The sequence below is a fragment of the Paracoccus shanxieyensis genome (assembly GCF_009711265.1).
GTDB classification, from domain to species: Bacteria; Pseudomonadota; Alphaproteobacteria; order Rhodobacterales; family Rhodobacteraceae; genus Paracoccus; species Paracoccus shanxieyensis.
Genome location: NZ_WMII01000004.1, coordinates 258,445 through 281,016, shown reverse-complemented (window position 1 = coordinate 281,016; position 22,572 = coordinate 258,445). Strand labels below are relative to the sequence as shown.

At 66.6% G+C, this 22,572-nt stretch carries 18 protein-coding genes and 4 tRNA genes; 3 read left to right on the top strand and 19 right to left on the bottom strand.

Annotation, left to right across the window (positions count from 1 at the left end; genetic code table 11):
* Window positions 1-90: 90 nt before the first annotated feature.
* The 14 genes from GL284_RS06525 to GL284_RS06460 form a co-directional block, all read right to left on the bottom strand.
* A complete protein-coding gene (locus GL284_RS06525; RefSeq protein ID WP_155043778.1) occupies window positions 91-252 on the bottom strand; it encodes a DUF4236 domain-containing protein in 162 nt (53 codons plus the stop codon).
* Between the two features lie 556 nt (window positions 253-808).
* A tRNA-Phe gene (locus GL284_RS06520) sits at window positions 809-884 on the bottom strand.
* Window positions 885-959: 75 nt separating this feature from the next.
* Window positions 960-1,142, bottom strand: coding sequence for a DNA gyrase inhibitor YacG (locus GL284_RS06515; protein ID WP_155043777.1), 183 nt, complete (start codon window positions 1,140-1,142; stop codon window positions 960-962).
* Window positions 1,142-2,194, bottom strand: coding sequence for a ribonuclease E/G (locus tag GL284_RS06510; protein WP_155043776.1), 1,053 nt, complete (start codon window positions 2,192-2,194; stop codon window positions 1,142-1,144). Before GL284_RS06510 ends, GL284_RS06515 begins: the two co-directional genes overlap by 1 nt.
* Entirely contained in the window at window positions 2,191-2,811 is a 621-nt protein-coding gene (locus GL284_RS06505; protein ID WP_155043775.1) for a Maf family protein, read from the bottom strand. Before GL284_RS06505 ends, GL284_RS06510 begins: the two co-directional genes overlap by 4 nt.
* Window positions 2,812-2,867: 56 nt before the next feature.
* The gene (infA, locus tag GL284_RS06500; RefSeq protein ID WP_145396103.1) at window positions 2,868-3,086 is read right to left on the bottom strand and encodes a translation initiation factor IF-1; all 219 of its coding nucleotides are present in this window, start codon (window positions 3,084-3,086) and stop codon (window positions 2,868-2,870) included.
* A gap of 173 nt (window positions 3,087-3,259) precedes the next feature.
* Window positions 3,260-4,378, bottom strand: coding sequence for a FliM/FliN family flagellar motor C-terminal domain-containing protein (locus tag GL284_RS06495; RefSeq protein WP_155043774.1), 1,119 nt, complete (start codon window positions 4,376-4,378; stop codon window positions 3,260-3,262).
* Between the two features lie 53 nt (window positions 4,379-4,431).
* Complete coding sequence (locus GL284_RS06490) at window positions 4,432-7,095, bottom strand: ATP-binding protein (protein ID WP_155043773.1); 2,664 nt, start codon at window positions 7,093-7,095, stop codon at window positions 4,432-4,434.
* Window positions 7,085-7,339 carry a hypothetical protein gene (locus GL284_RS06485; RefSeq protein WP_155043772.1) on the bottom strand — a complete coding sequence of 85 codons (255 nt, stop codon included), beginning with the start codon at window positions 7,337-7,339 and terminating at the stop codon, window positions 7,085-7,087. The genes GL284_RS06490 and GL284_RS06485 overlap by 11 nt, the downstream gene beginning before the upstream one ends.
* Complete coding sequence (locus GL284_RS06480) at window positions 7,336-8,631, bottom strand: short-chain fatty acyl-CoA regulator family protein (protein WP_425274167.1); 1,296 nt, start codon at window positions 8,629-8,631, stop codon at window positions 7,336-7,338. Before GL284_RS06480 ends, GL284_RS06485 begins: the two co-directional genes overlap by 4 nt.
* A 4-nt stretch (window positions 8,632-8,635) precedes the next feature.
* Window positions 8,636-9,298, bottom strand: a complete 663-nt coding sequence (locus tag GL284_RS06475; protein ID WP_155043771.1) for a response regulator transcription factor — start codon at window positions 9,296-9,298, stop codon at window positions 8,636-8,638.
* Entirely contained in the window at window positions 9,295-10,689 is a 1,395-nt protein-coding gene (locus GL284_RS06470) for a LapD/MoxY N-terminal periplasmic domain-containing protein (RefSeq protein ID WP_155043794.1), read from the bottom strand. The genes GL284_RS06475 and GL284_RS06470 overlap by 4 nt, the downstream gene beginning before the upstream one ends.
* Window positions 10,690-10,765: 76 nt before the next feature.
* Window positions 10,766-13,891, bottom strand: a complete 3,126-nt coding sequence (locus tag GL284_RS06465) for an efflux RND transporter permease subunit (RefSeq protein ID WP_155043770.1) — start codon at window positions 13,889-13,891, stop codon at window positions 10,766-10,768.
* A gap of 34 nt (window positions 13,892-13,925) precedes the next feature.
* A complete protein-coding gene (locus GL284_RS06460) occupies window positions 13,926-15,281 on the bottom strand; it encodes an efflux RND transporter periplasmic adaptor subunit (RefSeq protein WP_155043769.1) in 1,356 nt (451 codons plus the stop codon).
* A 246-nt stretch (window positions 15,282-15,527) separates the two neighbouring features.
* Here GL284_RS06460 and GL284_RS06455 point away from each other — a divergent pair, with 246 nt between their 5' ends.
* The gene (locus GL284_RS06455; protein WP_155043768.1) at window positions 15,528-17,153 is read left to right on the top strand and encodes an acyl-CoA synthetase; all 1,626 of its coding nucleotides are present in this window, start codon (window positions 15,528-15,530) and stop codon (window positions 17,151-17,153) included.
* A gap of 112 nt (window positions 17,154-17,265) precedes the next feature.
* A tRNA-Gly gene (locus tag GL284_RS06450) sits at window positions 17,266-17,339 on the top strand.
* 190 nt (window positions 17,340-17,529) lie between these two features.
* On the opposite strand, the gene GL284_RS06445 is transcribed toward GL284_RS06450, so the two are convergent.
* Entirely contained in the window at window positions 17,530-17,952 is a 423-nt protein-coding gene (locus tag GL284_RS06445) for a DUF1489 family protein (protein ID WP_155043767.1), read from the bottom strand.
* A gap of 103 nt (window positions 17,953-18,055) precedes the next feature.
* Here GL284_RS06445 and GL284_RS06440 point away from each other — a divergent pair, with 103 nt between their 5' ends.
* Complete coding sequence (locus GL284_RS06440; RefSeq protein ID WP_230382914.1) at window positions 18,056-19,273, top strand: multidrug effflux MFS transporter; 1,218 nt, start codon at window positions 18,056-18,058, stop codon at window positions 19,271-19,273.
* Window positions 19,274-19,322: 49 nt separating this feature from the next.
* Here GL284_RS06440 and GL284_RS06435 read toward each other — a convergent pair.
* From GL284_RS06435 to glpX, 4 genes are all read right to left on the bottom strand, one after another.
* Window positions 19,323-19,397 (bottom strand) — tRNA-Glu (locus tag GL284_RS06435).
* A gap of 169 nt (window positions 19,398-19,566) precedes the next feature.
* Window positions 19,567-19,641, bottom strand: a tRNA-Glu gene (locus GL284_RS06430).
* A 101-nt stretch (window positions 19,642-19,742) separates the two neighbouring features.
* Window positions 19,743-21,488 (bottom strand): single-stranded-DNA-specific exonuclease RecJ, encoded by a 1,746-nt coding sequence (gene recJ, locus GL284_RS06425; protein ID WP_155043766.1) that lies wholly within the window; start codon window positions 21,486-21,488, stop codon window positions 19,743-19,745.
* Between the two features lie 54 nt (window positions 21,489-21,542).
* Window positions 21,543-22,508, bottom strand: coding sequence for a class II fructose-bisphosphatase (gene glpX, locus GL284_RS06420; RefSeq protein WP_155043765.1), 966 nt, complete (start codon window positions 22,506-22,508; stop codon window positions 21,543-21,545).
* Between the last annotated feature and the right edge of the window lie 64 nt (window positions 22,509-22,572).

The following is a 22,572-nucleotide window of genomic DNA, read 5'->3' as shown; positions in this document are numbered from 1 at the left end:
GCTGGTCAGCGCGATACGCACCGCATCCCTGCGAAATTCATCCGTCCTGCCTGTGCCCATGGTTCATCTCCTTTGCTGCACATTACGTGATCAAAGGAGCGGCACCAAACCGCGACAGGTCCAACGGATGCCTTGCTGTCCGATATTGAACGATGCGCCAGGACCGCCAATGCTTGTGCTTATTCCTCGCTTGCCAACGTTAATACGGACGCCAGGGAAGAGTGTAAATGTTTGCCTGAAACGAAGTGTCATTCTGCAACCCGAGCTATTTCCATTTCAATTTAGCTATATTCGGAGATCCGCGCCACAATCCAGAGTAGAAATCAGGTGGTAATCCCCTCCGTTTAACGAGAACCAAGAGTATATTTCAGGCAGCCATTTTCAGTTCCTGGCCGGGTGTGATGTCGCTAGTCCCCACGTTGTGGCGCTCATTGTTGTAAGCCCATAGCCAGTCGGCTGCGATCTCCTGCGCCTCGGGCTGTAGTCGAAAGTGGGTCTCGCTGACACAAAATGCCCACAGGCCAGCGCGACGCTGGCCCCCTCGTCGCCACTGCCTGTCTCGCACCCCAGCGCGGATGAAGCCAAGCAGGCGCAAATGAACGCGGATATCGCCAGGGGTTGGCGCCTGTGATAGAAGACAAGCGCCCGGTCCGCGCGATTACCTCTGCCAAGGCACGGCTAGGGCTGTGTCGGACATGCGGCACCACGCACGCCCTCCAAGCAACCGCCAAAGGGTGGGCTGTTGGGTGGACTGCATTTTTTACAATCCATCTAGCGCATTGATATTGCGAGAAAATACCAGAATAAATGGTGCCCGGAGACGGATTTGAACCGCCGACACGCGGATTTTCAATCCGCTGCTCTACCAACTGAGCTATCCGGGCGCCGTGCTTTCGCTTTCGGCTGGCGGGTAATTAGGCGACCCGCGCGGCCGTGTCCAGAGCGAAAAGACAGTTTTTTCACTCTTCTGTCTCGCGGTCCTTGGCCGCGCCGCCAAGGGCCGCATCGGGGTCGTCCAGCGGCTCGCCGGGAATGCGGTAATCGCCGCGCAGCCAATGCGCCAGATCGACATCGGCACAGCGGCGCGAACAGAAGGGACGATAGGCCTGGACGGCAGGCTTGCCGCAGATCGGGCAGGCCATCACGCGTCCCCGGCCAGACGCGACAGCGGCAGGCGGTCGCGTTTGCGGCTGATTTCGAAAAGCCCCATCGCCGTCCAGCCGATCAGCACGGTCTCGGCGGATTCGGATTTGAAGGCGGCGCGCAGGGTCTGTTCCAACGTGCCTCGGTCGCGCTTGGGCATCGGGGCGAAGTCGACGACGATCTGGCCGCCATGGCCGCGCAGCCGCAATTGTCGCGGCAGGTCGCGCGCCAGCGCGATATTGGCCTTCAGCCCGGCGGCGGGCGAGGTGTTGCTGCCGGTGTTCACATCGACCGCGACCAGCGCCCGCAGCGCCTCCATCTCGGCCCAGGCGCCGCCGCCCAGCTCGATGCGGGGCGACAGCAGGGCCTCGACCGCCTCAAGCGCGCCGGAATGTTCAAAGGCGTCGTCGCCGTCCTCGATCGCGTCGGGGGCGGGCTCGGCCCAGTCATGCCATGCGGCTTCGGCAGGTTCGGGGGCGTCCAGCAGCAATTCGGGCGCGCCGTCCGCATCGGCAAGGATGGCCTTGCACAGATCCAGAAGCTGGTTCAGCTCATCCGCGATGGCGTCCAGTTCGGCATGTGCCGCCGCGCTGCGAAAGACGATGCCGGGGGCATCCGGCAGCCCTTCGACCGCCGCGTCGCCAAGGCCCTGCAATTCATCGCGGATGTCGGTTTCCCGGATCCGGCGCGAGACGTTGACCCCCGGCATGCCCGGCGTGACGATGATGTGGCGGCCGCGGAAATTCAGCCGGGCCGAGACGGGAATCGCCTTGCCATCCTCGGCCGCGCCGCTGATCTGCACCAGAATGGCCTGCCCTTCGCGCAGGCCGCTGCGATCCCGAAGATAGCCCTTGGCGCCATCGGGCAGCTTCAGGAAGACGCCGCCCTGACCCTTGACCAGCCGGTCGACCTTGCCACGACAGATCGCGCCGGGGGCGATGGGCGTGGCCCCGGTGGGGTCGATGATCAGATCGACCAGCGCGCCATCCTGCATCAGCGCGGCGGCGTCGCGGCCAAAGACCTGTCCCAGAACGATCTGGCGTCCCTTCATGATGTTCCCCGTATTCCGACATGCGCCAGCATGGTTGCGGTTTCGGCCAGCGGCAGCCCGACCACGGCGCTGTATGATCCCTGCATCCAGGCGACAAAGCTGCCCGCGCGGCCCTGAATGCCATAGCCGCCGGCCTTGCCCTGCCATTGCCCCGAGGCGATGTAGTCCTCGATCTCGGCTGCCGACAAAGGGCGCAGACGAATGGTGGTTTCGACCAGACGTTCGCGCAGATGATCGCCATGGCGCAGCGCGACCGAGGTCAGGACACGGTGCCTGCGCCCCGACAGCAGGCGCAGAAAGGCCCGCGCCTCATCCACGTCGGCGGGCTTTCCCAGAATGCGCCGCCCCGCCGTGACCGAGGTATCGGCGCACAGCACTGCGCCATCCACGCCGGCAAGGGCCTGCGCCTTTTCCCGCGCCATCCGGGCGGTATAGATGCGGGCGTCTTCGGCACGGTGCGGTGTTTCGTCGATATCTGCCGGGCGGATCTCATCCGGGCGGATGCCGATCTGGGCCAGCAGCTCCAGCCGCCGCGGGCTGGCAGAGCCTAGCACAAGCCGGGGCCGCATATGCGAAACCCCGCCGTCATGCGTGCGGGGGCAGGTGGTCTTATCCATGTGAGGCCGCCTTCCACTTGCCGACATTCGCGATGACCGCGAATGGGGCCAGAGGTTCACTTGAAGCGGTAATTGATCCGCCCCTTGGTCAGGTCATAGGTGTTCATTTCCACCTGCACCTTGTCGCCTGCCAGAACACGGATGCGGTTCTTGCGCATCTTTCCTGCCATATGTGCGATGATCTCATGGCCGTTTTCAAGCTCGACCCGGAATGTCGCATTGGGCAGGAGTTCCTTCACGACGCCGGGAAATTCGAGCAGTTCTTCCTTGGCCATGTTCTCTCCTGTAAGGGTGACCCGCTATGGGCGGGCGCCCGCTACATGCGTCCGGAAGCCCGGATTTTCAAGGGGAATCTGCATCGGCATGAACAGGCGGGTCTGCAAAGGCGGCGATTTTGCTGCTTTTGCGGCCTTTGCCCTGCCGGAACGCGGGGGAAAACCGGCGGCGCTCAGGCGGTATTCTGATGCGGTGGCTGCGGTGCCTGGGCGTCACTGCGAAAGGCATCGGGGCGATGCACGTCGCCCATGGGAAGGTCAGCTGCCTCGGGCGCGGCGGGGGCCGAGGGCGCCGCGCGCAGATCGGCCGCGCGTTTCAGGCGCAGGGCGTGACGCCCCTCGGCCTCGCCCAGACGGGCGCGGGCGATGAACTGCCCCGAGGCGGTTTCGATCCGCACCTCATCCAGCGCATTCGCCGGGAGTGAGATGGTGGCGCCCGCCGTCAGGCCCCGCAATGCGCCTAGGCTCAGCACGCGGCGCGCCAGCACGCCGACCAGCGGTACCGGCGCCTGCTGCATCGCTGCGGCAAGCGACAGCGACGCTGCCTCGGCTGCGGCCGGGATCGGGGCCGGGGCCGCATCAGGACCGGCCAGCAACGCCGTGCCCGATCCCTGCGCCGATGATGCCTGCGGGGCACCCGTCGGCATCGGCAGGGCGATGGTGATGGTCCCGTCGCGCTGACCGCCGCTGCCGATGCGGAATTTCATCGTCATGCGCATCATCTCGCCATCCTCCAGCATCAGCGCCAAAGGGCGGGGATCGTCCAGATATGTGGCGTAGCGGAAATTGCCGAAGCTGGGGACGCTGTCGCGGCCCGAAAGTTCTCGGCCAAGCTCGGCAAGGAACAGGTTGACGAAATCGGCGGCGATGGTGGCGTCCGTGCGCGTGGCGCGGCGCGGCACGGCGGGCCGCGAGGTCACGCGACCCAGCGCCTGCATTTCAATCAGCGAGGTCAGAAAGCCGGGACAGATCGCTACGACGCCCAGCGTGTCGCGCCCGCCTTCGATCACCGCCAGCAAGGCGCGTTCGGGCAGAAGTTCCGGCATTTCCGACAGTGACATGGGCGCGAATGTCGTGGCCTCGACGAATATGGGCAGGTGATGCAGCCGTTCGGCGGCGCGCCCCAGAGCCGTCGCCGCTGCGCGTTCGCGGGTGACTTCGCCCGCCAGATCCGCTGCCGCAGCCGCCTGCCGTCGCGGCGTCTGGGCCAGATCGCGTTCCGCGATCATCCGGCGCAGAATCTGCCCCGGTTGCGCGCCCTGCGTCGCCATCTGCGTATCTGCGCTGTCCATCGTGAAACCCGAATCATCAATCGTCTTGTTTGCAGGATCGCAAGAAGCGGTTTCTAAATGATTGACCGCACCGCCTTTTTGGCCTCATCGCCGCCGATGCCCGGCGGGCGCGGCGGCAGGGTCATGCGAAAAGCCGCCCCGCCCTGACCGGGAAGATAGGCGATCGAGCCGCCCAGAAACTCCATGATCTCGCGGCAGATCGCCAGTCCCAGACCGGCCCCGCCCGCCCGCGCCGGATCGTCAAGCCGCGAGAATTTCTCAAAGATCAGCGCCCGGTCGCGTGGCGGGATCCCCGCGCCATTATCGGCGATATCGATCTGGATCACGCCGTCACGGCGCTTGCGGGTGCGGATGGCGATCTGCGGTGCGGCGGCATCGCAATATTTGCAGGCGTTCAGAATGACGTTCAGCAAGACCTGCAACAGCCGGTCGGCATCGGTCATGGCCATGATCTGTTCGGCGGCAATGTCGCGCAGCACCGCGAAATCGCGGCCCGGCAGGGTGGCGCGGGCAGAGACCAGCGCCCGCTCGATCAGCTCATGCAGGTTGACCACGCGCGGGATCAGTCTGGCCTGACCCGCCTCAAGCACGGCAAGATCCAGCAGATCCTCGATCAGGCGGGTCATGCGCGCGGCCTCATCGTGGATGATGGTGGCAAAGCGGGCGCGGTCGGCGTCGGACAGCGGCTCCATCAGGATTTCCGAAAACGCCCGGATCGAGGTCATCGGCGTGCGCAATTCGTGGCTGATCTGGCCCAGAAACGCATCCTTCTGCGCTGAAAGCTTGGTCAGTTTCTCATTGGCTTCCTGCAGCTTGCGGGCCGAACGCGCCAGATCCTCGCCCGCGGTTTCAAGGCGCTGTTTGTCGGCACGGGCCTGACTGGCCTCGCCTGCGACCTCCATCAGATCGGCGACCGTGATATCGCCGCGTCCTGCGACATGGGCCATCAGCGCGACGGCGGTGGCGGCCCCCACGGTCCCGGCCAGTTCGCGTTCAAATTCGGACAGAAAGCGCGGCGTCAGGTCCGGCAGATAGCCGGATTTGCCCTGTGCCTCGGCGGCGGCGCTGAAGATCGCCAGCGCCCGGTCCGTGCCCCAGAAGCGGCGGGCCAGCGTCAGCATCGCCTCGGCCCGGTCGATGCCGCTGGTGTCGCGGGCCCGGCTGTCGGGCGCGATGGCATGGACAAAGGAAAACGCCTGCATCCGCTCGACCGGGTTGGGAAAATCGGCAAGCGACAGCACGATCAGCAGCAGCATGTTCGCGCCCAAGGACAGCAGGACGGCGGCGGCGAAGGGGTCGATGCCCTGCGGCATGGTCGGCGCGGCCACCAGCCCCAGCGAGGGCAGAAAGATCAGCGCCAGCCAGATCAGCGCGCCCGCGCCGATCCCCGCCATCGCGCCGCTGCGCGTGGCCCCGCGCCAGCACAGGCCCGCAATCATCGCCGGCAGCACCTGCGCCATGCCGGAAAACGCCACGATGCCCATGACCGCCAGCGCCGAGGTCCCGCCCGAGATCTGGTGATAGGCCCAGCCGCCGCCCACGATCGCAAGGATCGCGATGCGGCGGGCGTTCAGCATCAGGGCGCGCAGATCCTCTCCGTCCTGACCGGATTGGGCCGAAAAACCGCGCAGCCACAACCAAACCGGCACCAGCCAATGGTTCGCCATCATGGTGGCCACGGCGATGGCGCTGACCACCACCATCGACATGGCCGAGGAAAAGCCGCCGATAAAGGCAAAGCCCGCCAGCCGGTCGTGCCCCTGCGACAGCGGCAGTTCCAGCACATACAGATCGGGATTGGCGCTGGCCGGCAGCATGTCGCGGCCCATGACGGCGATGGGCAGAACCAGAAAGGTCATCGCGAACAGGTAAAGCGGAAAGGCCCAGCCCGCATGACGCAGCCGGTCGTCGTCGCTGGCCTCGACCACCAGCACCTGAAACATGCGCGGCAGCACCAGCACAGCCGCCCCGGCCAGCGTGATCAGCACCACCCAGCGGTCGGGCTTGATGACCCAGCCCGCGCCTTCGGGTGTGGTGGCGATGCGGTCGATGCGGGCCAGCACATCCGCCGGGCCATCGGCCACCCCCCACAGCACAAAGGCGCCCACGGCCAGAAAGGCCGCCAGCTTGACCACCGCCTCCAGCGCGATGGCCATGACGACGCCGTGGTGACGCTCATCCGCGGCAAGGTTGCGGGTGCCGAACAGGATGGTGAAGGCGGCAAGGCCGATGGCCGTCCACAGCGCGACACTGCGGGGCAGCGGCGCGCCGGGTTCGGCAAAGGCCGACAGCGCCATCTGCACCGATTGCAGTTGCAGCGCGATATAGGGCGTTACCGCCACCACCGCGATCAGCGTGACCAGCGCTGCCAGCCCCGCGGATTTGCCGAACCGGCTGGAGATCAGATCGGCGATCGAGGTCACACGGTGCAGCCGCGCCACCCTGACCAGATGCCGCAAGCCCCACCACGCGCCTGCAAAGACGATGCCCGGACCCAGATAGATCGTCATGTATTCCAGCCCGGACTGCGTGGCATAGCCAACCGCGCCGTAAAACGTCCATGCCGAGCAATAGACCGACAGCGACAGAGTATAGATCACCGGGCTATTCATCCATGACCAGCGCCCGGCGCTGGCGGCGCGGTCGGCGGCATGGGCCAGCAGAAACATCGCGGCGACATAAAGGATCGCGGCGACGCCAAGGGCTTCAGGCGTCATCCTCGTCCTCCGGGCTGTCGCGGCCGATGGCGCGATGCAGCAAAGCGGTGGCAAGGATGGTGACGCTCCAGCCGCCCGCCAGCCACAGCGTGCCGGTCGCAAAGCTGAAGCGTTCGGGCAGCCAGACCAGCGGCAGCAGCACCGCCGCCGCAAAGGCCACCGGCACCAGCCGCGTCGCGTCGATCAGACGGCGGCGGCGATAGGCGGCGCGGCCAAGAAACAGGCGGGGGCCGCGCAGCCTCATGCCGGACCCAGGATCGAGGGCTCGTGCCGGGCGGGGCAGGCGGTGCGCGGACAGATGCGGCAGGCCGGGCCCACGGCCAGCGCAGGCCGCGTTTCGCTTAGCGGCGCAGGCAGCAGCAGCATCTGCGCCCGGCTGAGCGCGGGGCCGTCAAAGCCCATGGGCAGCAGCCGCTCGGCCACCGCCCATGCCAGAAACCGCGCGCCGTCCGGGGTCTGGATCACCCTGACCACCGGCAATTGCGGCTGGGCCAGCGCCTCGAACAGCGGCCACAGCGCGCAGCCTTCGCCCGGGCGAGGCAGGTCAAAGCCGGGCGGCGCCTGCCGATACAGCGTCGCGCCCGAGCCGTCGCAGATGATCAGCCCCGCCTGCGCCCACCGGCCCGGCCGCAGAATGCCAAGGCGGCGCAGCACCAGATCCAGCGGCTTTGCGATGCGCACGGCCAGCGTGGCCGGGTCGATGTCACCCGGCGCATCGGCGGCGCTGGCCAGTTCGGCATCGGCCAGCATCGCCCGGTCGCGGGTCTGGATCGCCAGCACGCCCCCGGCCAGCATCCGCGCCGCGTCCGAGGCCAGACCATCCGGCTGCGGCTGGCCTGCGGCGATCCATTCCTCGACCTCTTCCTGCGGCGACATCGGCACCGCGTCATCTTCAAAACTGTCCAGATAGGCGACAAGCGATTGCGCCGTGCGGGCCAGTCGCTGGCTGTCGCTGTCCAGATTGGCGTGGAACCGGTCGCGCCAGTCGGGCTCGATCTCGGGCGTTTCGGCCAGGATCGAGGCGGTCGAGCGCACGGCGGTCACGGCGGATTGCACCTCGTGCAGCGTGGCCAGCAGATAGGGGTCGCGCGTCATGCGGTCCGACATCGCGATCAGCCGCCGTTCAAGCCCGTCGGCGCGGCGGATCGCGGCGGCCAGCGCCGTGGCCCAGCCGGGAAAGCGCGCGGCGAATTCCGAGATCTGGTCCAGTTCGACGGCGAAGCGCTGGCCATCCGCCATGGCGGCGGCTTCCCGCAGGCCCGAAATCAGCGTCTCCTCGCGGTCCGAGGCCAGTTCGGTCGCGTCGATATCCAGCGCCTCGGCCAGACGCGACAGCAGCGCATCGCCGACCGGGCGGCGGTTATGTTCGATCAGGTTCAGATAGGCCGCCGAGATATCGGCCCGCCGCGCGACCTCGGTCTGGCGCTGGCCCAGAAGCATCCGCCGCTCGCGGATCCGCGTGCCGATCAGCGGGCGCCGTGCGGCGGGCAGGCGGATCGACATGCGGGCGGAGGGATCCTGCGGGGCGTTCGGCATCGGTTCAGATCCGGTCTCCGGTTTCGTCCAGATAGCGGATGGCCTTGACCACCAGATCGGCAAAGCTGTTCGCGCCCAGCTTGTCCTTCAGCGTCTGGCTGACATTCGACACGGTCTTGTAGCTGATGCCGGCGCGTTCGGCGATGTCGCGATACGCCAGCCCCTCGGCCATGGCGCGCAGGATATCGGTTTCGCGGGGCGTCAGGCGCGGGCGGGCCGGACCGCCCGGACGCTCCATCAAGGCGATGCGCCGCGCCAGATCCGCCGGGACGTAATCGCCGCCCGCCGCGACCTGCTGCAGCGCAAGACCGATCTCGTCCGAGGGGCTGTCTTTCATGATGATGCCGTTGCAGCCCGCCTGCAAGGCGCGCCGCGCGATGATCGGGCTGCGATGCATGGTAAAGACCAGCACCGGCTGCATCGCCCCCGCCGCCCGCAGCCGTTCGATCAGCCGGATGCCCGCCAGCTTGGCGTCGCCCATGGTCAGGTCCACGACGATGACATCCGCCGACGCCCGTCGCCACGCCCGGAAGGCCTGCAAGGGCGATGCCGCAGCGGTCACGCGGCAATCCAGCCTGCCGCGGGTGATGCGGTCCCAGCCCTCGGCCACGACGGGGTGGTCATCGACGATCAGGACGTGAAGCGGGCGGGTGTCGGTGTCGGTCATGGATGCGGCCTGTCTGCGGGGATCCTGTCTGCGGGAATACGGAATTCGGTCATCGTCCAGCCGCAGCGCCGCTCGGGCGGCAGCCATGTCGCCCCCAATGCGGCGGCACGGTCGGCGATGCCGGTCTGGCCCTGACCGCGCCGCTGCCGGGGCGCTGGGCCTGCACCGTCATCCTGCACGCGGGCAAGGGCCGTGCCGTGGTCGTGCTCAAGCCGGACCCGAACCTGAGGCGGGCGGGCATGGCGCAGGGCGTTCAGCACGCTTTCGCGCACGAACCGGTACAGCGCGATATTACCCGCATCGTCCAGGGTGGGCATGTCCGGGGCGCAGACAAAGCCGAATTCGGTGTCGGGGGCCATGTCCTGAAACTCGATCACCAGTTCCTGGATCATCTCGGCCAGACTGGCGCCCTCGGCGGGGCCAAGGCGCAGATCGTCGATGGCCGCGCGGGCCGAGTTGCGCACGGCTCCCGCGTGACGCGCGATGGCGGCCAGCGTTTCGGCCAGTTCGGGATCGGTCTCATGGCGCGCCGCCTGACCAACGGCGGCCTGCAGTGCGAAAAGCTGCGGGCCGATATCGTCATGCAGATCGGCGGCGATGCGGGCGCGCTCGGCCTCGGCCAATGTCATCATGCGGCCCTGCAGGCGGCGGTTTTCGGCGCGTTCATGGGCAAGATGCGCGGCCAGCGCGTTCACATCCTCGGTCAGGGCGTTCAGTTCGGCCAGCCCGGTCATGGGCGCCTGATGGTCCAGATCTCCGGCCCGCATCCGCGCCAGGGACCGGCCCAGCAGGCCAAGACGGCGCAGCACCAGTGCGGTGACGGCCATGGTGACGCCGATGGCCACCAGCGCCGTCACCAGAAGCAGGGGCAGCAGCACCCGCAGATCCTGCCAGACCTCGGCGATTTCGTCCGAGGGCTCGGTGCGGATCTCCAGCACGCCAAGGACATTGGGATATTGCGTGATGGGGATCAGATCGCGTTGCGGTTCGGGGCGCAGCAGGCGGGCGAACCAGTCCGGCGCGCGGGCGGCGCGGCCATCGGGGCCGGGCAGGGCGACGGGCTGACCCTTGGCATCGCGCAGCTCGGCGGTGACATGGCGCTGGTTGCGGATGTCGAAGGCGATCATCGCCGCCTGCGCCATCATGTCCTGCCGCTGGAACGAGGTCGGAAGCCGCAGGGTCGCGGCCGCACTGGCCAGACGGAACGCGCTGTCGGTTTCCTGCCGGACCGAGTCGCGGGCGTTCCACACGACGACCGTCACGGTGATGGCGAACATCACGATCCAGACCAGCGCCGAGCCGCCAAAGGCGATCGTCGAAAGCGCCATGCCGCGCCGCCGCCCGGCAACCTGTGCCGTGGCCATCGCGCCCATCTGGCCCGTCGCGTCCATATCCCCCCTCTGCCGGGTCACGGCAGTTCCCATCCCGAAAGACTAGGCCCGCCGGGGGCGCGGGGCAAGCACCGCGTCAGGCCCTGACTGTGGCGGGCGTCGTGTTGTCCTTGCGGTTCAGCACGCGCCGCACCAGCACGAAGAACAGCGGCACGAACAGCACGCCCAGCACCGTGGCCGAGATCGTGCCGCCCAGAACCGTCGCGCCGATGGTATTGCGCCCATTCGCCCCCGCGCCCGAGGACAGCACCAAAGGCAGCACCCCCAGCGAGAAGGCGACCGAGGTCATCATGATCGGACGGAAGCGCTGGCGCGCGGCCTCGACCACGGCCTCATAAAGCGGCTTGCCGCTTTGTTCGACCTGTTCGCGGGCAAACTCGACGATCAGGATGGCGTTCTTGCCGGTCAGGCCGATGACGGTCAGCAGGCCGACCTGAAAGAACACGCCATTGTCGAACCGGCCCAGCCACGCCCCAATCAGCGCGCCCAGAACGCCGATGGGCATGGCCAGCATGACGGCAAAGGGGATCGACCAACTTTCATAAAGCGCCGCAAGGCACAGAAACACCACCGCCAGCGACAGCGCATAAAGCAGCGTGGTCTGGTTGCCGGCCTGCTGTTCTTCCAGCGAAAGGCCGGTCCATGCCACGTCGAAGCCGTCGGGAAGCTGGCCTGCGATCTCCTCGACCGCGTCCATGCCCTCGCCCGAGGAGATGGTGGGCACGGGGTTGCCCTGTATCTGCATTGCGGGCACGCCGTTATAGCGGTCCAGACCCTGCGGCCCGAAGGTCCAGCGCCCCTCGGCAAAGTTGGAAAACGGCACCAGCCCGCCCGAATTGTTTCTGACGCGCCATTTGTCGATATCGGTCGGCTGCGCGCGCGAGACCGGCTCGCCCTGCACATAGACCTTCTTGATGCGGCCCCGGTCGATGAAGTCGTTCACATAGGTCCCCGCCCATGCCACCGACAGAAGGCTGCCGACATCGGTGGCCGAAACCCCCATCGCGCCCGCCTTGCGCCAGTCGATGTCCAGATTGTATTGCGCCGCGTCCTCCAGCCCGTTGGGCCGGGCCTGCGCGATGCGCGGGTCTTGCGCGATCATGCCCAGAAGCTGGTTGCGGGCCTCCAGCAATTGCTCATGCGATTGCCCCGAGCGCGCCTGAAGGTAGAAATCGAAGCCCGAGACATTGCCCAGCTCGATGACCGAGGGCGGCACGATGGGAAACACCATTGCGTCGCGGATCTGGCTGAAGGCCCCGAAGGCGCGACCCGCCACCGCCTGCACGTTCTGATCGGCATTGGGCCGGTCGTCCCAATCCTTCATGCGCACGAAGGCGATGCCCATGTTCTGGCCCTGACCGGCGAAGCTGAAGCCGGTGACGCCGAACATGCTGTCGACATTGGCCGATTCCTGTTCGGTGAAATAGGTCTGGATCTGTTCGATCACCGCCTCGGTGCGTTCGGTCGTGGCCCCTGTCGGGCCCTGGACCAGCACGAACATGATGCCCTGATCCTCATCGGGCAGAAAGCCGGTGGGGGTGCGCAGGAACAAGAACACCATGGCCGCGCCCAGCAGCAGATAGACCAGCATCATCCGCAGCGGGCGGCGGATCATCCAGCCGACCGCGCCGCTGTAGCCATGCATGGTGCGGTCGAAATTGCGGTTGAAGAACCCGAAGAAGCCGCGGGTCTTGTGGCCATGTTCATTGCGCAGCAGCGTGGCGCACAGTGCGGGCGTCAGCGTCAGCGCCACCACCACCGACAGGCCCATGGCGCTGGCGATAGTGATGGCGAACTGCTTGTAGATCACCCCGGTCGAGCCGCCGAAAAACGCCATCGGCACAAAGACCGCCGACAGCACCAGCGCGATGCCGACCAGCGCGCCGGTGATCTGGCCCATGGATTTGCGCGTGGCCTCGCGCGGCTCAAGGCCTTCCTCCTCCATGATGCGTTCGACGTTTTCCACGACGACGATGGCGTCATCGACCAGCAGGCCAATGGCCAGCACCATCGCCAGCATGGTCAGCGTGTTGATGGTGAACCCCAGCGCGGACAGGATGCCGAATGTGCCCAGGATCACGACCGGCACGGCCAGCGTCGGGATCAGCGTGGCGCGCCAGTTTTGCAGGAACAGCAGCATCACCAGAAACACCAGCACGATCGCCTCGACCAGCGTCTTGACCACCTCCTCGATCGAGATCAGCACGAAGGGCGTGGTGTCGAAGGGGATGACATAGCTGACGCCTTCGGGGAAGAAGCGGGCGAATTCCTCCATCCGCGCCTTGACGCGGTCGGCGGTGTCCAGCGCGTTCGCGCCCGAGGCAAGGCTGATCGCCAGACCCGAGGACGGGTTGCCGTTGAATTTGGCGCTGGTGGAATAATCCTCCGCGCCGATTTCCACGCGGGCCACGTCCTTCAGCAGGATCAGCCCGCCATCGGGTTCGGCGCGCAGCACGATCTGTTCAAAATCCTGCGGCGTCGACAGCAGCGATTGCGCGGTGATCGTCGCGTTCAGCATCTGGCCCTGCGGCGCGGGCTGGCTGCCGAACGCCCCGGCCGAGATCTGCGCGTTTTCCGCCGAGACCGCGCTGACCACATCGCCCGGCGTCAGTTCATAGGCGGCCAGCTTCGACGGATCCAGCCAGATGCGCATGGCATATTGCGCGCCGAAGATCTGGACCGAGCCCACGCCCTCGACCCGGCTGAGATCATTGACGAGGTTCGAGATGAGGTAGTCGGACAGATCGACCTGCTCCAGATCGCCGCCCTCCGAGATCAGGCCGATGACCATCAGAAAGCCTTCGGCGGATTTCTCGACCACGACGCCCTGACGCTGCACGGGTTCGGGTAGAAGCGAGGTCGCCTGCGCCAGCTTGTTCTGCACCTGCACCTGCGCGATGTCGGCATCCGTGCCGGTCTCGAAGGTCAGGGTGGTGCTGGAAATCCCCGCCGAGCTGGAGCTGGAGTTGAAATAACGCAGCCCGTCCAGCCCGGTCATCTGCTGTTCGATCACCTGCGTCACGGTATTGGCGATGGTATCCGCCGAGGCCCCCGGATATGTGGCGCGGATCGTGACCGACGGCGGCGCGATCTGGGGATATTGCGCCACGGGCAGGGTAAAGATCGACAACAGGCCGATCCCCATGATCAGGATCGAGATCACCCACGCAAAAACCGGACGGTCGATGAAAAAGCGCGCCATGATAGGCTCCTATGGGTCTTGTCTCGAATCGGGATCACCCGTCCGAGCCTGCCGTGCCTTCGGATTGCTGCGGGGGTTGGGCGGGCGTGTCGCCAGACGCTGCGGGGGCGGCGTCGCTTGATGCCTCGCCTGTTGGAGCCTCCTCTGCCGGAGCTTCGTCTGCCGGAGCCTGTCCTGATGGCGCCTGTCCCGTCGCTGCATCTGCTGCCGGGGCGGCGCCGCCATGCTGCGGGGCGGGGGTATCGCCCGATGCCGCCGCCTGCCGTTCCTGCGGATTGACCGGCGCACCGGGGGCGATGAATTGCAGCCCCTCGACGATTAGGCGGTCGCCGTCCTTAAGGCCCTTGCTGACCACCCAGTCATTGCCAAGGTTCTGCAGCACCGTCAGATCGCGGCTTTCGACCTGATTTTGCGCATTGACAACCATGGCGACCGGCAGCCCGCGCCGGTCGCGGCTGACGCCTTCCTGCGGGGCAAGGATAACGCCCTGCGCGGTCGCCTGCTGAACCACGGCCTGCACATACATGCCCGGCAGCAGGATACGCTGCGGGTTGTCAAAGGACAGCCGCAGCGTGACCACGCCGGTGGTTTCGTTCACATAGGGCTCGGCTGCGGTCAGTGTGCCCTTTTCGGGATATTCCGTGCCATCGGCCAGCCGCAGCGTCACGGCCTGTCCGGGATGTTCGCCGCCACCGCTCGTGGTGGTCTGCGCAGCCATGTCGCGCCGCCAGCGGATCAGTTCCGCCGCCGATTGCGTCACATCGACATGTACCGGGTCCAGCGTGCGGATCACCGCCAAGGGGTTGGCCTGACTGGCAGTGACCAGCGCGCCCTGACTGGTCTGGGCAAGGCCGATCTCTCCGTCCAGTTCGGCGCGGATGGTGGTGCGGTCCAGTTCGATCCGGGCGGCCAGAAGCTGCGCCTCGGCGACCTTGACCGCGGCCTCGGCGGCGTCCCGGTTGGCGATGGCGCTTTCGGTCGAGCTTTCGCTGGTCACGCGGCGGTCGCGCAGCGCGCCCGCGCGCTCGGCCTCGCGCCGGGCATTGTCGGCGGTGGCGCGGGCCTGCGCCACGCCCGCCTCGGCCTGCGCGACGGCGGCATCATAGGTGGTGGCGTCGATGCGGAACAAGGGATCGCCGCGCTTGACCTGCCGGCCTTCCTCGAACAGGCGTTCGGTCACGATGCCATTGACCTGCGGCCGCACCTCGGCTTCGGCCGAGGCAGAGACGCGGCCGGGCAGGGTGGTCGTCAGCGCCACGTCCTGACTGTGCAGCGTCACCACCGTCACCGTCGGCGGCGGCGCATCGCCCCCCGGTTGCTGGGCATGGGCGGGCGATGTGGCCAGTGCCGCCAGAAACGGCAGGATCAGACGGGGGGCATTTCGGCGCATGAAGCGTGTCATGATATGCTCGGCTAAGGCGGGCGTTCGGCCTATAACCACCGGAATCGTTACTCCGATCAATCTTTTTGTCGCAAATCCTTCGCGGAAACCCGGACGGCGTTGCCGTTTGCCGCGATCTTGCGAAGCATATCGGTGGCTCTGGATAATGGCGCGGAACCTGCGCTAACCTGCAAGTCAGTTGCGATGTCGCGCGGGGGGCAGAGGAGGCCCGCCGCCCGGTTGAGGGAGGTAATCATGGCGCATCCGAATATCTATGATCAGGGACTTGAGGCAGGTCCGGCGAATTTCGAGCAGCTGTCGCCCCTGCGTTTCATCGAGCGCACCGCTGTGACCTTTCCCGATGCGCCTGCCGTGGTGCATGGCGATCTGCGCCGCAACTGGGGCGAAACCTATGCCCGGTGCCGCCGGCTGGGCAGCGCGCTGACCCGGCGTGGCATCCGGCGTGGCGATACGGTCGCGGTGCTGGCGGCGAATATTCCCGAAACCTTCGAATCGCATTTCGGCGTGCCGATGGCGGGGGCGGTGCTGAACGCCATCAACACCCGGCTGGATGCGGCCAGCGTCGCGTTCATCCTGAACCATGGCGAGGCCAAGCTGCTGATCGTCGATCCCGAGTTTTCGCAGACCGCGCAGGATGCGCTGGCCCTGCTGGGGCGCCCGATCGAGGTGATCGACATTCTTGACCCCGCCATCCCCGCGCCGCGTCTGGGGCGTGAAAGCTATGAGGAGATGCTGGCCCAAGGCGATCCGGCCTTCGACTGGCAGATGCCGCAGAACGAATGGGATGCGATTTCGCTGAACTATACCTCGGGGACGACGGGCGATCCGAAAGGTGTCGTCTATCATCATCGCGGCGCGACGCTGAACGCGATGGGCAACATCATTTCATGGCAGATGCCGCAACATGCGCGCTATCTGTGGACGCTGCCGATGTTTCACTGCAACGGCTGGTGCTTCCCATGGGCGGTGGCGGCAGTGGCGGGGGTGAATATCTGCCTGCGCGCGGTCCGTGCCGAGCCGATCTTCCGGCTGTTTCGCGACGAGAAGGTGACGCATTTCTGCGGTGCGCCCATCGTTCTGAACATGCTGGCCAATGCCCCCGACGAGATCAAGGGCTTCGACCATCCGATCAAGGTGATGACCGCGGGCGCGCCGCCCCCCGCCACCGTCATCGCCGCGGTCGAGGCGATGGGCATCGACGTGACCCATACCTATGGCCTGACCGAGACCTATGGCCCTTCGGTCGTCTGCGCCTGGAAGGATGAATGGGACGACCGCCCCGAGGAAGACCGCGCCCGCCTGAAGTCGCGCCAGGGCGTGCGCAATGCCGCCCTTGGCGGGCTGATGGTCGCGGATCCCGCCACGCTGGAGCCGGTTCCCGCCGACGGGGCCAGCATGGGCGAGATCTTCATGCGCGGCAATGTGGTGATGAAGGGCTATCTGAAGAACTCCGGCGCGACCAAGAAAAGCTTTCGCGGCGGCTGGTTCGCCTCGGGCGATCTGGGGGTGATGCATGCAGATGGCTATATCGAGCTGAAGGACCGCTCCAAGGACATCATCATCTCGGGCGGGGAAAACATCTCATCGGTCGAGGTCGAGGATGTGCTGTATCGCCATCCCGCCGTGATGGAGGCCGCCGTCGTCGCGCGCCCCAGCGCCGAATGGGGCGAAACCCCCTGCGCCTTCGTCGCGCTGAAACCCGGACGCGAGGCCGGGCCTGAGGAACTGATCGCCTTCTGCCGCCAGAACATGGCGCATTACAAAGCCCCGAAGACGGTGATTTTCGGCGAGTTGCCCAAGACCTCGACCGGGAAGATCCAGAAATTCATGCTGCGCGAACAGGCGCGCGAACTGGGCTAGCGCCGCGCCCCTTGCCGGCGTCGGCATGGGTATTTGGAAAACAAGGAAGACCCGTTCGCGCGCGAGAAGGGGCTTGCGGGCGGGCGGGTTGCAATGCTATCGGGTCGGCTGCGCGGGTATGGTGAAATGGTATCACACGAGCTTCCCAAGCTCTTGGCGCGGGTTCGATTCCCGCTACCCGCTCCATAAAATCCCTGAATGGTTAGATTTATCAATATTTTGCGGGGCGTGGCGTCCCATGCGCGCTTGGCCGTGGGGCGACTGTTGCGCGCTGGCGCGGAGGGTGTGCGCCCACAAAAGCAGTCTGGCCGGAATCGCCTTATCGGGCTGTTTTTGTGTGAAGGTGACGGCTGCACGAGGATCGTGTTGCCTGTTGCTACCGCAGTCCCATTTCAGCCAGGGCGCGGGCGATGTCGGGGGGGAGGGTGGTTTCTTCCTCGCGGCCTTCGGGCAGGTCCGGGGGGGCGTCATGCGCGGTCAGGTAGCGCCAGCCCTGAAATGGGCGGCGGGGCACGGCCGCGGTGCGGATCATGCGCGGCTCCATGACAAGGGCGCAGCGGCGGATGCCGTCCTCACCCTGAACCTCCTCAAGGGCGATCAGGCGCTGGCGGGCCTGCATTACGCCTTTGAACACCCAGTAGATCGACCCGCCGGCCAGAATCTCGGCCTCGCGTTTGGGCCACATGCGGGTGACATGACGGGCCGGGCCGCCGTTCCAGCGGTCGCTTTGCCATGCGGCAAGCTCGGCCGGGCTGTCGCAGCCGACGCAGAGCTTCATGAGATTCAGAGCTTGGGTCATGCGCCAGATATAGCCCGCGCACGGGGATGTGCAACGGCGCGGGCCTTGCGCCGGGCGGAGGACGGGGATAGGGCGCAGAGGCTCCTACAGCATGAGGCCCCCTATGTCCGAGACGACATCGCCAGCCGCCGCCCGGCAGAGCCAGCCCGAATTCATCGCGATGCTTGCCGTGATCTTTGCGGTCATCGCCTTTTCCATCGATTCCATGCTGCCCGCGCTGCCCGAGATCGCGCAGGTCCTGACCCCGGAAAACGTCAACCGCGCGCAGCTTGTGCTAACGGCCTTTGTCGCCGGTATGGGGCTGGGGCTGTTCTTTGCCGGGCCGCTGTCGGATGCCTATGGCCGCAAGCGGGTCATCACGCTGGGCTTTGGCATCTATGCGCTGGCGGCGATTGCGGCGGTGTTTGCGCAGTCGCTGGAGATGCTGCTGGTGGCGCGCTTCGTGCAGGGGCTTGGCGCCGCCGGGCCGCGCATCGTGTCGCTGGCGCTGGTGCGCGACCTGTATCAGGGCCGCGAGATGGCGCGGATCACCAGCTTTGTCATGATGATCTTCATCCTGATCCCGGCGGTCGCGCCCTCGATCGGCGCGGGGGTGATCCATCTGGTCGGCTGGCGCGGGGTCTTCGGCTCATTCGTGGTGCTGGCGCTGATCGGCAGCCTGTGGCTGAACCTGCGCCGCGAGGAAACCCTGCCGCCCGAGCGTCGCCGCCCGATGAACCTGCGCAGCATGGTTCTTGGCGCGCGCGAGGTGCTGGGCGATGGTCAGGTGCGGCTGATCGCGGTGGTGATGACGCTGGGCTTTGGCCAGATGTTCGCGCTGCTGAGTTCGGCGCAGCAGCTGTTCGCCGACACCTATGGCAAGGTCGAGAGTTTTCCGACGTGGTTTGCGGTGATGGCGCTGCTGTCGGGCACGGGAACCGTGCTGAATGCGCGCTATGTCCTGCGGCTGGGGATGAAGCGGATCGTGACCAGCGCCTATGCGATGCAGGTCTGTGTCTCGGCGGTGATGGTGGTGCTGGTCTGGGGCGATCTGCTGCCGCCGCCGCTGCGCTTTGCAGCCTTCTTCATCTGGGCGGTCAGCGTGTTCTTCATGGCGGGCGTGACCTTCGGCAATCTGAACGCCATGGCCTTGCAGCGCATGGGGCATCTGGCCGGCACGGCGGCCTCGGTCATCGCGGCGATCTCGACGATTGGCGCGGTGCTGATCGCGGCGCCGGTGGGGCAGCTTTATGACGGCACGGCGCGGCCCATCATGCTGGCGACGCTGATCTGTTCGGGGCTGGCCTTGCTGCTGATGCGGCGCATTCAGGATGTCGGTTGAAACGGGGCGCTGCGGCGCCCTTTTTCGTCTTTGACCATACTGGGGAAAGTGGCAGCCCGTAGGGGAGTCGAACCCCTCTTTTCAGGTTGAAAACCTGACGTCCTAACCGATAGACGAACGGGCCACATTGCCTGCGGCTGAGGGGCGTTTAGGCCAGCCCGCGCGCCGCCGCAAGAGGGATGCGGCAAAATTCCGATGATTTTTCGCTGCCGGGTCACGGCCTTCACGACAAAAGAAAATGCGCCGGAAAGCGATGGGCTTTCGGCGCGCAACCTGATGATTTCAGGAAGAAGTGGCAGCCCGTAGGGGAGTCGAACCCCTCTTTTCAGGTTGAAAACCTGACGTCCTAACCGATAGACGAACGGGCCACTTTCTTTTCCGCCGGGTCAGTGCCCTGCGGCGTGGAGCGGTGTTTAGGCGAGGTGTCGGCAGCACGCAAGCACAAAAGCGGCAGTCCGGTGAAGTTTTTTCACGGCACCGCGGCGGCATCGTCCAGACGCAGCCGCACCCGTTCGCGCCCGCCCCAAAGCGACAGCTCCAGCTTGCCCGCAAGGTGAAAGCGGCGGCCCTTGGCCCCCAGCAGCGCAGGCCCCAGCGGGCCGATCATCGCACCCCATGCCACCGCCTCCAGCGCCGGGCTGCCGGGGCTGCGAAAGCGCAGGCGCAGGTGGCTGTCGCCAATGGTCGAGGCGCTGTCGATCACCTGATCGGCAAAGGCGAAACGCGGGGCAGGCGCGGCCTGACCGTAAGGCCCGGCGCGTTCCAGCATCTGCATCAGTTCGACCGTCGCCCCGGCGGGGTCCAGAAGCCCCGAGATGCGCAACTCATCCGCGCCGCTGCGGTCGGCCATTTCGCGCGCCAGAAGCTCGGACAGGCGCTCCATCGCGGCGGGGATGCTGGCTTCCTCGACCGTCAGACCGGCGGCCATGGCGTGGCCGCCGCCTTTCAGCAGCAGCCCTTCCTGTGCCAGCCGCTGGATGGCGCGGCCCAGATCGACCCCCGGCACCGACCGGGCCGAGCCCTTGCCGATGCCGCGTTCCACGCCAATCACCACCGAAGGCAGGCCGGTCGCCTCTTTCATGCGCGCGGCCACGATGCCCACGACACCGGGATGCCAGCCGATCCCGGCGGCCCATGCGATCAGCGGATCCCCCCCGCGCGCATCGACCTGCGCCAAGGCAGCCTCGCGCACCGTGGCTTCGATGGCGCGGCGTTCGCGGTTCAGATCGTCCAGTTCGGCGGCGTATTTCTCGGCCAGCCGGGGATCGGTGCAGGACAGGCATTGCGCGCCCAGATCGGCGCGACCGACGCGCCCGCCCGCATTGATGCGCGGCCCCAGCAAGAAGCCCAGATGAAAGGCGCTGGGGGCGCTGTCAAGGCGCGCTACATCGGACAGGGCCACCAGACCCGGACGCTCGCGCCGGGCCATGATGGTCAGGCCCTGCCGCACGAACGCGCGGTTCACGCCCACCAGCGGCGCGACATCGGCCACCGTCGCCAGCGCCACCAGATCCAGCAGGCCGACCAGATCGGGCTGGGGCAGGCCCGCCGCCCGCAGCAGGCGGTTGCATTGCACCAGCGTCAGAAACACCACGCCAGCCGCGCAAAGATGGCCAAGGCTGCCGTCTTCGTCCTGCCGGTTGGGGTTCACCACGGCCAGCACATCGGGCAGGGTCTCGCCGCCCTGATGGTGGTCCAGCACGATCACGTCGCGGGGGGCGGCGGCGGCCAGCGCCTCATGGCTGAGCGTGCCGCAATCGACGCAGATGATCAGGTCATGCGCCGCCGCAAGCCCCTGCATGGCGGGGATGTTCGGGCCATAGCCCTCGTCGATGCGGTCGGGGATATACAGCGTCGCCTCAAGGCCCTGCCGGCGCAGCCAGTCGATCAGCAGCGCGGCCGAGGCGCCGCCATCCACGTCGTAATCGGCAAAGATCGCAATGCGCTGCCGGGCCTGCACCGCGGCGACGATGCGGTGGGCGGCGCGGTCCATGTCGCGCAGGGTCAGCGGATCGGGCAGCAGGTCGCGCAGCTTGGGGTCCAGAAAGCCCGGCGCCTCATGCGCGGGAATGCCGCGCGCGGCCAGCACGCGGCTGACGGGCAAAGGCAGGCGGCTGTCCTGAGCCAGCGCCTCGGCGGCGCGGTCAAGGGCGGCATCGGGACCGCGCCATGTGCGGCCGGTCAGCGAGGAGGAGACGGAAAGAAAAGCGGTCATGAGGGGCTTCATCCCCCATGACCGCCCGGCAATCAAGTTCCTTGATTGCGCCGGTTACTTGATCGGGTTGCGATAGATCATGCGACGGACCGAGCCGGTCTTCGAGCGCATCAGGATGGTTTCGGTGGTCAGGTATCCCGGCTCGCGCTTGACGCCCGCCACGATCGAGCCGTTGGTCACGCCCGTCGCCGCAAAGATCACGTCGCCGGTCACCAGCTCGTCGCGCGCATAGATGCGGTTCAGATCGGTGATGCCCGCTTTCTTGGCGCGGCCCTTTTCGTCATCGTTGCGGAACAAGAGCTTGCCCCACATCTGACCGCCCATGCATTTCAGCGCCGATGCCGCCAGCACGCCCTCGGGTGCGCCGCCCGAGCCCATATACATGTCGATCCCGGTCAGCTCAGCCTCGGCGCAGTGGATCACACCGGCCACGTCGCCATCGGTGATCAGGCGGATCGCCGCGCCGGTCGAGCGGACCTCGGCAATCAGATCCTCGTGGCGCGGACGTTCCAGAATGCAGACGGTGATGTCGCTGTCCTTGACGCCACGGGCCTTGGCCAGCGCGCGCACACGTTCGGCAGGCGACATGTCAAGGCTGACGACATCCTTGGCATAGCCGGGACCGATGGCCAGCTTTTCCATATAGACATCGGGGGCGTGCAGCAGCGTGCCGCGCGGGGCCATAGCGATCACGGTCAGGGCGTTCGGCATGTCTTTGGCGGTCAGCGTCGTGCCTTCCAGCGGGTCCAGCGCGATGTCCACCTCGGGGCCCGAGCCGGTGCCGACTTCCTCACCGATATACAGCATCGGGGCTTCGTCACGCTCGCCTTCGCCGATGACGACGACACCCTTGATGTCCAGCATGTTCAGCTGTTCGCGCATGGCATTGACGGCGGCCTGATCGGCGGCCTTTTCGTCACCGCGCCCGATCAGACGGGCCGAGGCATGGGCCGCAGCCTCGCTGACGCGGGCAAGGCCAAGGGAAAGCATGCGGTCATTGAAATCGGTAGGCGCAGACATTCGACTAATTCCTTGTAATGGCGCGTTGCTGGGCTTCTACGCGGCGTGTGTGACAGCGGCAAGT

Bases quoted from the DNA above. Each gene is read 5' to 3' on its own strand.
- GL284_RS06525 (WP_155043778.1), bottom strand. From the start codon at position 252: ATGACACTTCGTTTCAGGCAAACATTTACACTCTTCCCTGGCGTCCGT.
- GL284_RS06515 (WP_155043777.1), bottom strand. From the start codon at position 1,142: ATGGCCTGCCCGATCTGCGGCAAGCCTGCCGTCCAGGCCTATCGTCCC.
- GL284_RS06510 (WP_155043776.1), bottom strand. From the start codon at position 2,194: ATGAAGGGACGCCAGATCGTTCTGGGACAGGTCTTTGGCCGCGACGCC.
- GL284_RS06505 (WP_155043775.1), bottom strand. From the start codon at position 2,811: ATGGATAAGACCACCTGCCCCCGCACGCATGACGGCGGGGTTTCGCAT.
- infA (WP_145396103.1), bottom strand. From the start codon at position 3,086: ATGGCCAAGGAAGAACTGCTCGAATTTCCCGGCGTCGTGAAGGAACTC.
- GL284_RS06495 (WP_155043774.1), bottom strand. From the start codon at position 4,378: ATGGACAGCGCAGATACGCAGATGGCGACGCAGGGCGCGCAACCGGGG.
- GL284_RS06490 (WP_155043773.1), bottom strand. From the start codon at position 7,095: ATGACGCCTGAAGCCCTTGGCGTCGCCGCGATCCTTTATGTCGCCGCG.
- GL284_RS06485 (WP_155043772.1), bottom strand. From the start codon at position 7,339: ATGAGGCTGCGCGGCCCCCGCCTGTTTCTTGGCCGCGCCGCCTATCGC.
- GL284_RS06480 (WP_425274167.1), bottom strand. From the start codon at position 8,631: ATGCCGAACGCCCCGCAGGATCCCTCCGCCCGCATGTCGATCCGCCTG.
- GL284_RS06475 (WP_155043771.1), bottom strand. From the start codon at position 9,298: ATGACCGACACCGACACCCGCCCGCTTCACGTCCTGATCGTCGATGAC.
- GL284_RS06470 (WP_155043794.1), bottom strand. From the start codon at position 10,689: ATGGACGCGACGGGCCAGATGGGCGCGATGGCCACGGCACAGGTTGCC.
- GL284_RS06465 (WP_155043770.1), bottom strand. From the start codon at position 13,891: ATGGCGCGCTTTTTCATCGACCGTCCGGTTTTTGCGTGGGTGATCTCG.
- GL284_RS06460 (WP_155043769.1), bottom strand. From the start codon at position 15,281: ATGCGCCGAAATGCCCCCCGTCTGATCCTGCCGTTTCTGGCGGCACTG.
- GL284_RS06455 (WP_155043768.1), top strand. From the start codon at position 15,528: ATGGCGCATCCGAATATCTATGATCAGGGACTTGAGGCAGGTCCGGCG.
- GL284_RS06445 (WP_155043767.1), bottom strand. From the start codon at position 17,952: ATGACCCAAGCTCTGAATCTCATGAAGCTCTGCGTCGGCTGCGACAGC.
- GL284_RS06440 (WP_230382914.1), top strand. From the start codon at position 18,056: ATGTCCGAGACGACATCGCCAGCCGCCGCCCGGCAGAGCCAGCCCGAA.
- recJ (WP_155043766.1), bottom strand. From the start codon at position 21,488: ATGACCGCTTTTCTTTCCGTCTCCTCCTCGCTGACCGGCCGCACATGG.
- glpX (WP_155043765.1), bottom strand. From the start codon at position 22,508: ATGTCTGCGCCTACCGATTTCAATGACCGCATGCTTTCCCTTGGCCTT.